This is a genomic window from Paenibacillus sp. JNUCC 34 (genome assembly GCF_058269055.1).
This window is the reverse complement of the sequence record NZ_CM177770.1, coordinates 1,011,315-1,024,648: the sequence shown is the minus strand read 5'-3', so window position 1 is coordinate 1,024,648 and position 13,334 is coordinate 1,011,315. Positions and strand designations below refer to the sequence as shown.

Annotated in this window: 16 protein-coding genes; 1 reads left to right on the top strand and 15 read right to left on the bottom strand. The window is 47.1% G+C overall.

Translation table 11 applies throughout. From position 1 onward, the window contains the following. Nucleotides 1–76: 76 nt before the first annotated feature. Entirely contained in the window at nt 77–649 is a 573-nt protein-coding gene (thpR, locus tag AC2TF5_RS04670; protein ID WP_491301069.1) for an RNA 2',3'-cyclic phosphodiesterase, read from the bottom strand. Nucleotides 650–973: 324 nt separating this feature from the next. On the opposite strand from thpR, the gene AC2TF5_RS04665 reads away from it, so the two are divergent. Continuing rightward, the gene (locus tag AC2TF5_RS04665; RefSeq protein ID WP_491301068.1) at nt 974–1,927 is read left to right on the top strand and encodes a D-2-hydroxyacid dehydrogenase; all 954 of its coding nucleotides are present in this window, start codon (nt 974–976) and stop codon (nt 1,925–1,927) included. 221 nt (nt 1,928–2,148) lie between these two features. Here the strand turns inward: AC2TF5_RS04665 and AC2TF5_RS04660 are convergent, their stop codons facing one another. From AC2TF5_RS04660 to AC2TF5_RS04595, 14 genes are all read right to left on the bottom strand, one after another. Then, on the bottom strand, nt 2,149–3,168 hold the full coding sequence (locus tag AC2TF5_RS04660; protein WP_491301067.1) for a methyltransferase domain-containing protein: 1,020 nt from the start codon (nt 3,166–3,168) through the stop codon (nt 2,149–2,151). Continuing rightward, on the bottom strand, nt 3,155–4,579 hold the full coding sequence (locus AC2TF5_RS04655) for a deoxyguanosinetriphosphate triphosphohydrolase family protein (protein WP_491301066.1): 1,425 nt from the start codon (nt 4,577–4,579) through the stop codon (nt 3,155–3,157). Before AC2TF5_RS04655 ends, AC2TF5_RS04660 begins: the two co-directional genes overlap by 14 nt. A gap of 115 nt (nt 4,580–4,694) precedes the next feature. After that, entirely contained in the window at nt 4,695–5,474 is a 780-nt protein-coding gene (locus tag AC2TF5_RS04650) for a glycoside hydrolase family 73 protein (RefSeq protein ID WP_491301065.1), read from the bottom strand. After that, on the bottom strand, nt 5,461–5,910 hold the full coding sequence (locus AC2TF5_RS04645) for a phage holin family protein (RefSeq protein WP_491301064.1): 450 nt from the start codon (nt 5,908–5,910) through the stop codon (nt 5,461–5,463). Before AC2TF5_RS04645 ends, AC2TF5_RS04650 begins: the two co-directional genes overlap by 14 nt. A 646-nt stretch (nt 5,911–6,556) precedes the next feature. Next, nucleotides 6,557–6,886, bottom strand: coding sequence for a phage holin family protein (locus AC2TF5_RS04640; RefSeq protein ID WP_491301063.1), 330 nt, complete (start codon nt 6,884–6,886; stop codon nt 6,557–6,559). A 73-nt stretch (nt 6,887–6,959) separates the two neighbouring features. Continuing rightward, nucleotides 6,960–7,094, bottom strand: coding sequence for an XkdX family protein (locus AC2TF5_RS04635; protein ID WP_491301062.1), 135 nt, complete (start codon nt 7,092–7,094; stop codon nt 6,960–6,962). Between the two features lie 14 nt (nt 7,095–7,108). Continuing rightward, entirely contained in the window at nt 7,109–7,411 is a 303-nt protein-coding gene (locus AC2TF5_RS04630) for a hypothetical protein (protein WP_491301061.1), read from the bottom strand. 23 nt (nt 7,412–7,434) lie between these two features. Next, the gene (locus tag AC2TF5_RS04625) at nt 7,435–9,153 is read right to left on the bottom strand and encodes an NHL repeat-containing protein (RefSeq protein ID WP_491301060.1); all 1,719 of its coding nucleotides are present in this window, start codon (nt 9,151–9,153) and stop codon (nt 7,435–7,437) included. A 1-nt stretch (nt 9,154) separates the two neighbouring features. Then, nucleotides 9,155–9,706, bottom strand: a complete 552-nt coding sequence (locus AC2TF5_RS04620) for a YmfQ family protein (RefSeq protein WP_491302808.1) — start codon at nt 9,704–9,706, stop codon at nt 9,155–9,157. A gap of 7 nt (nt 9,707–9,713) precedes the next feature. Continuing rightward, nucleotides 9,714–10,868, bottom strand: a complete 1,155-nt coding sequence (locus AC2TF5_RS04615) for a baseplate J/gp47 family protein (RefSeq protein WP_491301059.1) — start codon at nt 10,866–10,868, stop codon at nt 9,714–9,716. Next, nucleotides 10,868–11,326 (bottom strand): DUF2634 domain-containing protein, encoded by a 459-nt coding sequence (locus AC2TF5_RS04610; protein WP_491301058.1) that lies wholly within the window; start codon nt 11,324–11,326, stop codon nt 10,868–10,870. Before AC2TF5_RS04610 ends, AC2TF5_RS04615 begins: the two co-directional genes overlap by 1 nt. Further along, a complete protein-coding gene (locus tag AC2TF5_RS04605; protein WP_491301057.1) occupies nt 11,319–11,708 on the bottom strand; it encodes a hypothetical protein in 390 nt (129 codons plus the stop codon). The genes AC2TF5_RS04610 and AC2TF5_RS04605 overlap by 8 nt, the downstream gene beginning before the upstream one ends. Then, complete coding sequence (locus AC2TF5_RS04600) at nt 11,701–12,678, bottom strand: XkdQ/YqbQ family protein (protein WP_491301056.1); 978 nt, start codon at nt 12,676–12,678, stop codon at nt 11,701–11,703. The genes AC2TF5_RS04605 and AC2TF5_RS04600 overlap by 8 nt, the downstream gene beginning before the upstream one ends. Then, nucleotides 12,675–13,316 carry a LysM peptidoglycan-binding domain-containing protein gene (locus AC2TF5_RS04595; protein WP_491301055.1) on the bottom strand — a complete coding sequence of 214 codons (642 nt, stop codon included), beginning with the start codon at nt 13,314–13,316 and terminating at the stop codon, nt 12,675–12,677. The genes AC2TF5_RS04600 and AC2TF5_RS04595 overlap by 4 nt, the downstream gene beginning before the upstream one ends. Nucleotides 13,317–13,334: the final 18 nt, after the last annotated feature.

Below are 13,334 nucleotides of genomic sequence, written 5' to 3'. Positions count from 1 at the left end.
TCGGCACATTCCTACTCTATGTAACCCGAAATTCAGAAGATGAAAACGAGGGTCTCGGTTGAATCTGTATAAAGGTTCAACTTCCAAACTCCATTCTCCCCATCACTTCGTACATAGGACTTGAATGCATATTCGTTCGGAACAGCACCAATCCATCGGCTTTCCAGCTTACTGGTTCTGGTCCTGCTCTTAACAGATCGGTGGTTATGTTCCCACCGGTAAATTTCCTTGCTATTGTGATATGCGGTCTGTACGGCCTGTCCTCCGCTATAAAACCCAAAGGTGCCATCGCAGAAGTTACCCGTTGCTGTAGATGCTCAAGCTTCTCCAGCTCCCCTGAAATGCCTGCCCATAGTATGCGTGGAGCAGATGCCGGTCCGAATACTCCGGACCCTTGAAGACTCAATTGAATAGGCTGTTGTTCAGCAGCGATCGTTCGCAGTGAAGATAATACAGATTCTACACTTCCGGCTTTCGTATCCCCAAGAAACTGCAACGTAATATGATAATCCTGCGGATGAACCCATTTACTAAAAGACAAATGTGTTCCAAGCTCTTTCGACCACCGTGTAATGCTGTCTGACACCACATCCGGTAAAGGAATAGCGATGAATAAACGCATGACCGGTTCCGTTTCGGCAGCATTCATAATACAACCTTCTTCCTGCTTCGCAATGGATTTGATACCTATAGTCTTCACAAAACCCGCACTAAGTTTAACATGATACCACAAAATCGCTAAAAGTGAATGCAAAAAAATGCCATTTGTGAATTATTTAGCTTATGTATTGATGATTAAATGTATTTTTCTGCAAACTTTTTCTGACCGAAAAATTGTAGCATATTACCTCTGTACAGCATGTCGTTCTAGACGTTTCAGTCGTTTCTGAACATGCGCAGCACGTTTAAATCTGATAAGATGATCATAAAACCTTGGCATTTTTTTCAATACATTCGTAGGAGGTTAGTTCCCATGCCAAATATTGTTGCCCTGCACGAACTCACGACCGAACAGAAGCAAAAAATAAGAGATATCGCCCCAGATTATGACCTTATTGCAGGCAAGTATAAGGAACTGCCTTCCGGCACGGTGGCTCAGGCGGATATTGTGCTTGGATGGACCAGCTCCGCCACTGAAGAAGCGCTTAGTGATCACAGCCGCATCCGCTGGATTCAGGTATGGTCAGCCGGTGTTGACAGGATGCCTCTTAAAGAGCTGGAGCAAAAAAATATTTTGCTGACCAATGCCAGCGGCGTACATGCTATACCGATTACGGAGCAAATATTTGCGATGCTGCTCGCTTATACCCGCAACCTGCATCATGCCGTCCGGCAGCAATCCCAGAGCAAATGGGATAAATCTGGAACATTCCGTGAACTTTCCGGCAAAACAGCTGTCATCGTCGGGGTGGGACAAATCGGCAGTGCAACGGCCAAGGTGGCCAAGGCCTTTGGAATGAGGACCGTTGGAGTCCGGAGATCCGGTAAACCCGACCCGAACGTCGATGTCATGTATACCGTGGATCAGCTGGACCAGGCTTTGGCTGAGGGTGATTTTATCATTAACATCCTCCCGCTCACCGATGAAACCAAAGGTTTGTATGATTCGGGTCGTTTTGAGGCGATGAAGGATGGTGCCTTTTTTGTCAATATGGGAAGAGGTCCAAGCGTGGATACAGAGGCGCTTATCGAAGCGCTGAAATCCGGCCATCTGGCTGGCGCGGGTCTGGACGTATTTGAACAGGAGCCTCTCCCAAGCGAACATCCGTTGTGGGGCATGGACAATGTGATTATCACTCCGCATACAGCAGGTGACACGGTTCATTACACCGAGCGTGTACTGGATATTTTTCTGGAAAACCTGAAGGCTTATCGTAAGGGCGATCCTCTGCCCCGCAATGTGATTGATTATGAAAAGGCGTATTGATGTAGAGTTAGCTGAAAGATGAATAAGTTGAATTCAGGATTCTTAGCCTAAGCATCACTACGAATTCGGATTATTCTTACGATCGCTGTTGCCCCCAGATTTCTTTGAATGTATTAATACAATTGTTGACATCTGGGGATAGCTTATGCTTCCGATGCGAGCTTTCCTGTGGAAAGCTATCGGGCGAACGCTTCGCTTCTCCCCTTACATTTCCTCTCACTTTACTTCCAATTACGAGTACATGAAATACACAGCCATACATCACGCACGAAGGTACCTTTAGTGACCTTTGCGTGTCCGAGCACCTGCCATCCTGTTTGATTCAGTATGTCTTTTAAAGGTTCGGTGCTTACAATAACCGCACGCTTAGTAAGCTTTCGCAGACTACCAAGCATCCGTAGCTTGTCTTCCAGCGGAAATACCGAGCAGACGTTATAAGGTAGATCCAGCAATGCGGTGGTGTAACTTCCCTGCAGATCATTCATATCTCCGAGCGTAACCAATGTATCGGAATACCCGTAATACCGCAGGTTCACCCTTGCGCCCCGAATGGCCAGCGGATTAATATCACAGCCCTCTATATTGATCCCCATCGATAAAGCCTCTATCAGTACGTTTCCCATTCCACAGCACGGGTCCAGCATCTGAACCCCTTCTGTGTCAGGAGCGGCGATATTTACAAGAGCACGTGCTACCCGCGAGCTGAGCCCGGTAGAGTAATTTTGCGGTTTCTGCTTATGAGACAGCCAAGCACGCTCAGGATAATGACATATGCCGAATAGCCAGCTACCGTATCGGTACAATAATCCAAAGGTAATATCTGGTGACTTCATATTAGCTTTTCCGCTAATCTTTCCCCCTACCAGACGTTCAACTCCGCGCTGCTCATCATAGCTGAGCTTGTCCCCTGCCTTTACATAGACCACTTTGAAGGTGGAATTTGTCAGCTGTATAAAGGAAGCTTGCTCGGCAATCTCTTCGATCGTGTCTCCAGTCAGCAGGACATCTATCCTTGCGGATAAAAATGGACTTCTGTCCGGATCGATCTTCCGCTCACTGTGAATCCATGAACTTCCGATTTCGGATTCCTGTCCCAGCAGCTCACGCAGCTCCAGCATGCACAGATCCTGTTCCGATTCATGGCACGCAAAGGTATAAATGTATCGGTAACGACCGTCAGTCGTAAAATTTGTTAAAAATTCGTAGTTTATCATGCCTGTCATCGTCCTAATCCAGATCATAAATGGAGCCTACCTTAAGGCCATATAACTCGTTATAGATCTTCTCTGCGTAAGCATCGGTCATCCCGGCAATATAATCGATAACCATGTGCTCCCAAGTCCAAATAGGATTGGGTCTTCTCTGGTCCGCTTCATACCGGTTAAGCCAATCGGATGGGATGATGGCCTTGGAGGCTACCGGATCAAGAAATGCGTCCCACAGACGCTTAATCACCCATTCACTGCGTTTTTGCAGGCGCTGGACCCGCAGATCGCTAATCATGGTGACCCAGGCAAAGCTTTTCAGCACACTTACAGTGCGCAGCATATCCTCATCCTCTACGCCATCCTTCACAAAGGTTACCTTCTTCCAGTCTCCGTCAGGGATGACGCCCAGGCTGCCCACAAACAGGCTGACCCAGTAGGCTTTCACCTCGCGCCGTGTACGGGAATAATCGTTCTCGCACACCGGCATTTTCTCTTTCCATATCCGCAAAAAGTAATCCAGCACTTGTACCACCTTGGGTTCCACTTGCTCCTTGGTCCAGCCCTTCCAGACTTCATCCTCCAAGGTCATAATTTTCTCTACAATGAGCCGGTTGAGATGGCTGTCGCGAAGAAAGTGCTCGTGAACCTCAATTTTTCCAGCTTTGATCCCGTCCTCCAGATCATGTGCCGAGTATGCAATATCGTCGCAAAGATCCATCAGCTGAGCTTCCAGTGTCTTTTTCTCATCCGGTATGCCCCATTCCTGACGGATTTGGGAGATATATTCCCATTCATGACGGTACATGCCCTTAGGATTCACAAGACCGGAAAACGGATATTTGTTAATTCCAAGTAGCACCGCGTCGGATAGGTTGAGACCGTTCACGTCTTCTCTTTTTTCCAAAAACATGATCAGGCGGAAGTTGTGCGCGTTACCTTCAAAATGCTCATATTTCTGGCGTATGGACTGCTGAATGCTCTCGGCCTGCTCCGGTGTAGGAATGACCGGCAATCGTGTTAGTTCCTCTTCCGTCTTTTGGTCGATCAACCGTTCCAAGATACCTTGCAGCACTTCCTCCCCCTTGTGGCCGAATGGAGGATGACCGAAATCATGCGCAATCGAAGCGCACTCTACGACCTCGGAATCAATAATAAGTCCGGCATTATCAGCAGCTTCCGGAAGCACTTCCGGATATGAGCGAGCAAGGCTTCGTGCCGCTTCGCGGGCGATCTGGGCTACTTCCAGAGAGTGAGTAAGGCGGGTACGGTAATAGTCTCCGGTTCCGGCCCCGAATACTTGGGATTTTCCTTGCAAGCGCCGAAATGTCGGGGAATGAATCAGCCGGGAATAATCCCGCTCATAAACTGCCCGGGAAGCATCCACCTTCGTCTGCTCCGGGTATTGACGATGTTCTCTAAGCTCCTTTAATTTGGTCGTTTCCATGCTGCTCCACTCCTATTTATCTGTTTCTTTCATTCAACTTCGCGTTTATTTCATACATTATAAGGCATCACAGCATGGAAACGAAAATAAGGAACTTTAATGGGAACGATTAACTTCATTTAGTGCCGTCCAACAGGCCGAGTCGGTAAAGAACGGTCATCGCCCGGTAGAAATCATAACTGCCCTCTGTCCCTTGGATCACACCGGCTTTTATGCCAGCTTGTACTGCAGGGTCAGCCCAGCTCGGTACAGACTCGGAAATATGGAGATTCTGTAATGACTTCACCGTGTTTTGCAGCTGATTGATTTGAGACTCCTGCTTCTTCGTTTGCGCAGCCTGGTTGTCCGTCAGAAGACGTACCTGATCTTTCAGTTTTTGTACTTCGGCAGTCAACGCTTCGATTTTCACAATATCCTCCTCCTTTACTTGTCCTTGCAGATCATATTGGTTAAGATCATACTTCTCTATAATAGAAATAAGTTTTTGCGGATAGCTTGGATCGGTTGCATACCCGCCCTTCCATATCGCTGTGGCAGCTGTTTTGTAGTCAGCCCATAGTACGCCGTGATATCGCTTCGGCTTGTCACGAGTTCCGTTCAAGATTAGACGGGTATGGTCTTCTACTGATTCATTCCAGGAATGGTATTTTCGGAATTTAGCGTTTGTTGTGTAGCGCGTCTGCCCCCTGTACTCAACCGTAGGCATCGTAACGCTGCCGGCAGGGCCTGTACCTTTGATACCAAACAGGTTGTTCGCTTTTTGCGTCAGACCGCTTCCCCCCCAATTTGACTCCAGAATAGCCTGGGCGATGGTCAAAGAGGCCGGAACGCCGTAGCGACGCATGTCCTCTACTGCAATAGGTGCAAGCTTGGCTATAAATTCATGAGACTTCATCTTTGTTTTCCTCCTTTCGTTCAATGTTGTTCTCTTCCTCTGATTTCGTTTGGAAGACTCCTACTACTTTACGCAACGATTGTGGGATAGGAACCCCCATTCGCCCGACGTTCTCAATAATAGACAAGAGTTCATTGGCCAAATAAAAGAATGTTACCGTATTTTGAAAATAGTTCATCTCTCCAAGCACCTGATCGATGAGGTGAGTAATCGCGATAATAAGAAAGATAGTCATCTTTCTGGCAATTCCGATATAGCCGATCCGGCTCCGGAGCTCTCCGTTCATCCAGGCCGCCGCCCATCCGGTCAGCCAGTCGATAATGACAAACCATGACAGCAAATGAAGCAACAGCGACCAACCGCCCCAGAAATACCCGGTCACGGCCCCCGTGCCCGCCATAACCATCTTAAATAACTGGCTGATGTGCTCATACATATACTTTCCTCCTTTGGGGGATTTGGCTGGAGATAAGGGACTAGATTTATGATAATGCATGAGAAATCAGAACCACCCGTCCAACTGGTGGTTTGCACTAGGGGTATAACCCCCTGTTACCAAACTGCGCCTAAAGACGCTAGCCTGACCACAATGCGTTCAGGCTCAATGTTGTTTGTCACTTCCGCTTACATCTCAGACAAACCGTCCATTCTCTTTCCGATTTAGCGGATATCAACCCGGATATCAACGATTCCGTTTTTGATGTAAGACACGTCAGTTTGCAGCGAAGCTTCAGCGGTAGCCTCTTTTGTTACCTCATCTTTAAAGGATTTTGTCTTACTAGCAACATGCAACTGATAGCAGCCAGCGCAGCGATAACAGTCGTAAGCACATTCCAGTCCACCCTTCTTCCCCCTGTCTCTCCCAAATAAAACAGCCCCCGGATAACCGAGAGCCTTGTTGCAAAAACACGCTCGTTAGAAAACGTGTCTACCAGACCGTTCCTCTTGTTTTTAGTGTTCATATGCTTCCCAATAAACTATTCCTTCAGGTACGATATCGAGAGTAACTTTAAAATAATTACTAAACAACAAATCATTACTATTTTTCTGTAAATATGCGTTGGTTCTAAGTGGCTCTCTGATTAAGTGACCTTCAATATAGCTCCCACCATTAAGCTTAGATTACCGTTTAGACCTAGTAACTTATCAATCTGATACAAAACGGCAATGACAGTGAACATAAGAACCTTTTTGAAAATTCCCCAAAATCCCTTGTTTGAATTCCATCCCTTGGTTTTGTCATTAGGATTTTTTCTGCCTTCATAGTAAGATGCAGCCAATCCAGTTATATAATCTAATACAACCAAACTAGCCAAAACAGTTAATGACTGACTCCATCCTCCAAAGAAGAATGTGAGAGCAGAGCCTCCAATTGAATAAACTAAAAAATTATATAGTGCTGATTCGTACACTAGATTTCCTCCACAGTCATAATAAAAAGGACTCCTCGATTAACAAGGAATCCACTGAGTTTCAAGGACTATACTATTTGTACACTTTTCCCGTAATTTGCTCGTATTGCTCAGGTGTGATCTTTTTTTTGATTACAAACATCGCCACATTCTCATTACTATAGTTGTTGGTGCGGTGATTTTCTGAAACAAATTTAAACCAATCCATTCATAAAACCTCCTTTACATTAGGTTATTGGAGACTAGGCTTAGAATGACTTGGGCATTCTGCTTCAAAATCTCCTCGTTCTGTTCTTCTAGTGTGAGCGGTCTACTATATTCCTCAAAAAACTGCTCTTTGGTCTGAGGATTTATGCACCATGTATAACCTTTCCCTGGTTTATAGGGTGGAGGTGTTGATTCATCCTCAACAACCACACCACTTTCTAAATCTACACCAACGTTTGATGGATGATCGAGATTAAAAATTGTCTCAACTAGCATTTTTGTTGGCGAAATAAGTGTGCCTACCATTAATTTCGACATGAGTTATATCACCTTTCATTTTTTTATTGTATTGTATAAGTATTACGCATAGTCAGTTTACGCATTACCTTGGTCGAATATATGTTTCTTCCCACTACCACAATATTTTTAAAGCGATCCACCGCTAAGCTCTGGGCTCTAGGATGTTCATTGCGTTCTTCCCACACCATTGTGCCATCTGGTGAATGTTTAATCATAATTTGTGGCTTGTTTGAATCTACATGCAAACTATAGATGTTACCGTCATCATCTAGCACAACATCATTTGTATACCCAAGTCTACTGTCTTGAGGTTTCGACCATATAGTAGTCCCATCAGACCTAAGTTTGCGGAGTGATATACTGGATGGTGAGTAACATCCGACCGTAATTTCCCCAGCTCGATCTACAACTACATGATCTGCTTCTGGTAGATCAGTCTTTGTCCATATCTTTGTTCCTGTCAATGCGTCGAGTTTGTGGAGGGCTCCTGAATTTCGTATGGTGACATAAAGTTCGTTAAATGGTGTTACATAAATGCTACCAGCACCAGCCAAATATGAATCTGTCTTAGACCATATCTCCTTACCCGAGCCACTGTATTTTCGAAGGTATTTTATACGACCATTTGAATGTTCAGCGACATACAAGTTATCAAAACGATCTACGAACATCCCATTTACAGTTCCATTTTCCTCCAGAGTCCATATCTTTACTCCAGCTGCTGACAATTTTGTTACAAGTTTTAGTTCGGTTGAAGAAAATGTTCCGATATACACACTATTATCTGGTCCAATAGCAAAATTTGGTATATAGTATGCCCCATGATCGTAGGTCCAAATTATTTCACCATTCGGGTTATACTTTATAAAACTTGGTGAATATGACTTTACAATATATATGTTGCCTGAATCATCCACTTCGACTAAGTCCCATCCTTCATCTTCGTCGGTGGGAGGCTTATTCCATTCCTCTTCCAAGAACTCATTTTTCTTAACACGACTTTCCGGAAGTTCACGTGGTATATTTCCAACGATTTTGACACCATTAACAATGGCTGTTTTACCTGCAATTAAGTCGTTCGCTGTCGCTGCCTGTGTAGTGACTACAGTCGTGTTAACCACCATCGGGTCACCAGCAACACCGAAGATATTAGTACCACCTCTGATGTTTGCTGTCTTTAGGTTCGCATCTCCCCGAATATAGCCTTTGCCATTATAATAACCTTCCTCTATAAGTACATTCTCAGATCCTGGAGAAATGTACTTATCCTTATGATTCTTCATAGTACCAGAAGTTAATCCTTCTTCCGTTACCACGGTGAACCCTTCCAGAACTTGAGGTGAACTAGCAGTACCTATTTCACCCCCTTCACCCTGTAAGATAAAAGCCGTTCCATCGAAGACCAACGTATAAACGCCGTCCTGCTTAAAGCTCGCAGCCGATCCCCCTGGTTTAAGAACATTCTTACCTCCTAACTCATTGACGTTTAAGGTTGGTGCTCCGGAACTTACAGCATTAATCTTAACCTTCACCGTCAATCCCGGGGCAAGATTTTTAGGTGCAGGTGTGAGGGTCACAGAGTAGGCATTGCCATTGTTGGCTGTTATCCCCCAGCTACCGGCACTGTTACGCACTGTCCCCACTGCCTCATCAATCTTATCCCAGTTGTCATTTAGCATCGTCTTGATGTTAAAAGTCTCATTGCCATCCACCATCGGATCTTTCTTTAATAGTCCTAAATTCGGTGTGTTACTAGACAACTCAAACACCTCCTGCAAATTTGTTTAATGGAATTTTGTCCATCTCATGTAAGGTCATCACGTCATGAATATCGCGAATGAGAAAATAATTGAATTCATATACCACTTCCAGATGCGCAGGCTTAATCTCCTCAATCGCTGCCTTCAAATCGTCCAGATTTGGTGGAATGCCAAGCGTATCTATGAACGTAATAGTAAAGGCCCACTCCTGCGGCTGAAAGGATACGTCGACGGTGCCGCCGTCATAGGCTTCAGCAACATTTTTCACTAGTCGACCCGTAAAAGTTCCCGCTCCCCTCAGCTTGGACTCAATCACGGCCCGCCGCTGCTCGATTGGCTTGGTGCGATCCGTGGGAATGGCTAGCTCGGTTTCCCAGCGATCTAACCCCCAGGTAGCTGTGCGGACAAAAAATTGGTCTACCGCAGAATTCAAAGCCTGATAGAAACTATCCATCTCACTACCCTTGGCATCCATATCCGATTGCATGACACGGGACGTTTCATAATAGGCCGGAAGATAAGAAAACAGCTCGCGACCACGCAAGCTGTTCATCTTGGTATTATTCACTAACGCTCACCGTCCCCAACACCGCGACTTGACCGAGGCCGATTTCGATATTTTGCTGCTCGGTGTTGCCGTTAATCGTCAGATCTGCGTAGTCTACAATAATCGGGATATCCAACAGAACGGCAGCAATCCTCGTGTAACGCACTAGGGGATCTTTCCGGTTAAAAGCGATCTGCTGCAAGTAGATACGAACGCCTTCCTCGATCAGCTTCCGGATTTCGTCCAATGTTGAAGGTTGTTCCAAAGTGCGCTGCACTTTAACTGAGATGTTAATCTCCATTTCCTTCGCAGGCATCACGGTGATCACCGGACCTGCCGGGGCAACGCCTTCACCCTGTCCATCTTGGGACGGATCGATATGCCGCTGGACGGCTTCCACGATATCCTTGCTCGCGGCACGCTTGTCCGTGTCTAACAAATACAACCCTACCGTGCCGGGTCCACCCCACAAAGGAACGACCTCGACTCCTCCAACACCAGCAATCTCATTAGCCCACTGCATGTACTGCGCTTTGTTGCCGCTTGTCCCCTGGCTACGGACCTTGGCGTAAAATCGTTCCAGCAAAGACTGATCCGCCTCGGTATCCGTCCCGCTCTTTGTTGGCTCAGGATTCGTAACCGACGTTACGCCACTTACCGATGTCGACATGAGTTGAATGACACCTGCGGGAACGTTGCCGTTTTTGCCGGGTGTAACAGCCTTGATCGGTGCTAAACCTGTGCCCGAGTCACTGAGCGTAACACCCATCGTTGTAACATACTCTACCGAGGACTCCCCGGAGCCTTCATCCGCAGGTGTAGCCACATAAGTCCCCACAGGCACCGTTGTGCCCGGTTTCCCCGTAAATACGACACTACCGGACGAGGCAACCGCCTCCCGCCTTGTAATGCCATGTTCGGCTGCCCTCAGGTCCAGCTCGGCGGAACGAAAATCTGGATTGTCGCTCGCCGCTGTACTCGCAAACCCCCGCCGCAGCAGCTCCTGCGCCCAGAGGGCCGCTTCGGACAGCATAAACGCCACTGGCGCCTGTGCATCCCAAATAAAAGAACCTTCAGATTTGTCGATATCCGAAGGCACTTTATCCAGCATGCGGTTCATAATGTTCTCTTCCGTCTGATCCTGCAAATATTGCGGCAAGTCTGCCATTAGATCACCACACTTTCTATAATTTCAGTCTCATCCCGGATGCTTGTAATTTGGCAGCTGAAGCGGCAGGCTTCCCCTTCCCATGTAAACAGAAATTGATCTACGCTCTCCGTGCGCGCATCTGCCAGCAACGTCTCGGTAACCATGCGCCGGATCTCACTTTCTTGCAAAGCATGGTCGTAGTCGCTACCGATCAGTTCCTCCAGCTCGCTGCCATAGTCTCGTGAATAGATAAGATGACGGTAACGCGGCGTACGAATGGCTTTTCCACACCAGATGACCCAGGCTTCCTTCTCATCCACAGGCGTCACTTTACGGGTAGGGGACATCACGAACTCACCGACTTCAAAATCATAACGCCAGCTCCGTCCAAAAACAGCCCCGCTTCCCTCCACCATCTCCGGCTCAGACACATCGGTCCAGATCATATCATCCGTCTCAGGAAATAAACTAGCCATGACCATTCACCACCTTGCAAACCACAACAACGTCATTGCCACCATTGACCCGAACCGCCAACACGCGATCCCCGGGCTTTAAGCCTTTTCCCAGCTCAAGACGCGTATCTTCTAATTCACTTTCCTCAAAATCAAACGACATATCCAGCTGCTTGCCTTCCCACATTGTGTTCCCCACAACTGTACGACGGGGCAGAGATAACAAGCCAGGTAGCTCAGCGACCATATAATCCTGGAACTCATGCTTGAAATCATCCAGCTTCAGTCCAGTCGATGTGACGGTGCCCAGCACAGCTCCCACTCCGCCCAATGCTTGACGCGTCTGCTTATTAAATGAAGCATAGAGGGAAGACGCCAATTGTCCATAGGGGTCTTTATTCAAGATAAAACCTCCTTTTTACATCGTCATATGTCCCCAGCTCCAGCGACATACTTCCCGGATTGCCCATCTCTCGGCTGACTGAAATCACGATAAGCTTCATCTTGCCCAGCATGACGGCATCTCCGGCACGAATAGTATTGATATCAGGAGCGTTTAGAGATATGGTCTCCTGAATGCCCCTGAGCTTGCTTTTTGCCAGCTGACGGGCTGCCGCACCTGATTTGACCTCATCGTCCTGAATAATCGCCTGCAGCCGCCCGTATTTCTCAATATCCTTCTTCTCAATGGCTAGCACTTTGGAAGGAACTTCTTTTCCGGTCTCGCTTGCCGCTGTTGCCAGCACCTTAACCATGGTAGCAGCACCCTCAAGTGTCCGCGATTGCGTTGTATCGGTTAGCGCCTCGAGGATATACACATCCTTATTACTTCCAAGCTCGTACAGCTCAAGTCCGGATGAGATCATCCGGGGATGGTACAGCTTTCCTCCGGCTTTAGCCGTCTCGCGCAGATCAGCAAACATGCTGGCATAAATCGATTGTGTCCGGTAAACGGAACGGCCAAGCTTCTTCTCCGTATCCGGCAAAATGGCAATTTTCAGCTCCCAGTCGGCTGCATATTTTTTAAAACGCTGTGTTGCGGTCTGCTTAGCCGGGAACAAATATTCATCCTCCGATTTATCCAGATACACCGTCCGGTCATACAGCGTTAAGGTCATCCGCTTCACCCCGTTATTCGAGGTGGACACTTCCCAGACGACGGCCGGATGAAGCAAAGGAACGTAATCCTTTTTACCGTAGGGAATACCGCTAATCCGAATCGCCATACCCGGCTCAATAGGGGGCATATCCGGCGTCACCACTAGGTTGACCGTCCCCTGATAGGCGATTTGCTCCAGCGAATCCCGCAGGTTGATAGATTCCACCAAGGGGGACAAATCGTACTTATCCTGCAAAATCACCTTGTAACTCATGACAGCACCAGTTTCTGCCCGGGCTTGATAGCGTTCGGATTGTTACCGATCACCTTCTGGTTCAGCTTGTAAATCTGATTCCATTTGGAACTGTCCCCCAGCTCCAGTTTGGCGATTTTGGAGAGCGAGTCACCCGGCTTCACGGTATAGGTTTTGTTCTTTTCTTTCATGTCTGTCCGGGGCTTTTTATTCGTTGCGGCTCCCTTGGTTCCACCTATTTTTGCAACCTTCAATTCACTCCAGGTACGGAGCGTAATGTCAAAATACACATCCCCCGGCTCACCGCCCCGAAAGATCGATTGATGGGAGGATACGAACACAGGTACATTGACCGCCGTCTCGGTGATGATAAAGCGCAGCGGGGTTTTCGACGCCAAAAAATCATTCAGCTTATTCATGGCTGTTTGCGGATTAAGCAGGTTTTTCTTGCCTCCCTTGCAGAAAGCTTCGTCGTATTCCTTAGGAAAAAAAGAGGAAAACGAAATTTCCTTAATCTTATTCCCTTGTGGAAAATCAAACTCTCCACGCGACAAAATTGTAGTCGTATCAAAGCCTTTTTGCCGTGAAATCGTGACCTCTTCTGGATTAACCGGGAAAGTAAACCGCTTGCCTTTTCCGTCAATCAATCTTAACTCCACGCCGCCTCCCTCCTTTCT

Excerpts from the sequence above, each read along its gene's own strand:
- thpR (WP_491301069.1), bottom strand. The coding sequence starts at position 649 with ATGAATGCTGCCGAAACGGAACCGGTCATGCGTTTATTCATCGCTATT.
- AC2TF5_RS04665 (WP_491301068.1), top strand. The coding sequence starts at position 974 with ATGCCAAATATTGTTGCCCTGCACGAACTCACGACCGAACAGAAGCAA.
- AC2TF5_RS04660 (WP_491301067.1), bottom strand. The coding sequence starts at position 3,168 with ATGATCTGGATTAGGACGATGACAGGCATGATAAACTACGAATTTTTA.
- AC2TF5_RS04655 (WP_491301066.1), bottom strand. The coding sequence starts at position 4,579 with ATGGAAACGACCAAATTAAAGGAGCTTAGAGAACATCGTCAATACCCG.
- AC2TF5_RS04650 (WP_491301065.1), bottom strand. The coding sequence starts at position 5,474 with ATGAAGTCTCATGAATTTATAGCCAAGCTTGCACCTATTGCAGTAGAG.
- AC2TF5_RS04645 (WP_491301064.1), bottom strand. The coding sequence starts at position 5,910 with ATGTATGAGCACATCAGCCAGTTATTTAAGATGGTTATGGCGGGCACG.
- AC2TF5_RS04635 (WP_491301062.1), bottom strand. The coding sequence starts at position 7,094 with ATGGATTGGTTTAAATTTGTTTCAGAAAATCACCGCACCAACAACTAT.
- AC2TF5_RS04630 (WP_491301061.1), bottom strand. The coding sequence starts at position 7,411 with ATGTCGAAATTAATGGTAGGCACACTTATTTCGCCAACAAAAATGCTA.
- AC2TF5_RS04620 (WP_491302808.1), bottom strand. The coding sequence starts at position 9,706 with ATGAACAGCTTGCGTGGTCGCGAGCTGTTTTCTTATCTTCCGGCCTAT.
- AC2TF5_RS04615 (WP_491301059.1), bottom strand. The coding sequence starts at position 10,868 with ATGGCAGACTTGCCGCAATATTTGCAGGATCAGACGGAAGAGAACATT.
- AC2TF5_RS04610 (WP_491301058.1), bottom strand. The coding sequence starts at position 11,326 with ATGGCTAGTTTATTTCCTGAGACGGATGATATGATCTGGACCGATGTG.
- AC2TF5_RS04600 (WP_491301056.1), bottom strand. The coding sequence starts at position 12,678 with ATGAGTTACAAGGTGATTTTGCAGGATAAGTACGATTTGTCCCCCTTG.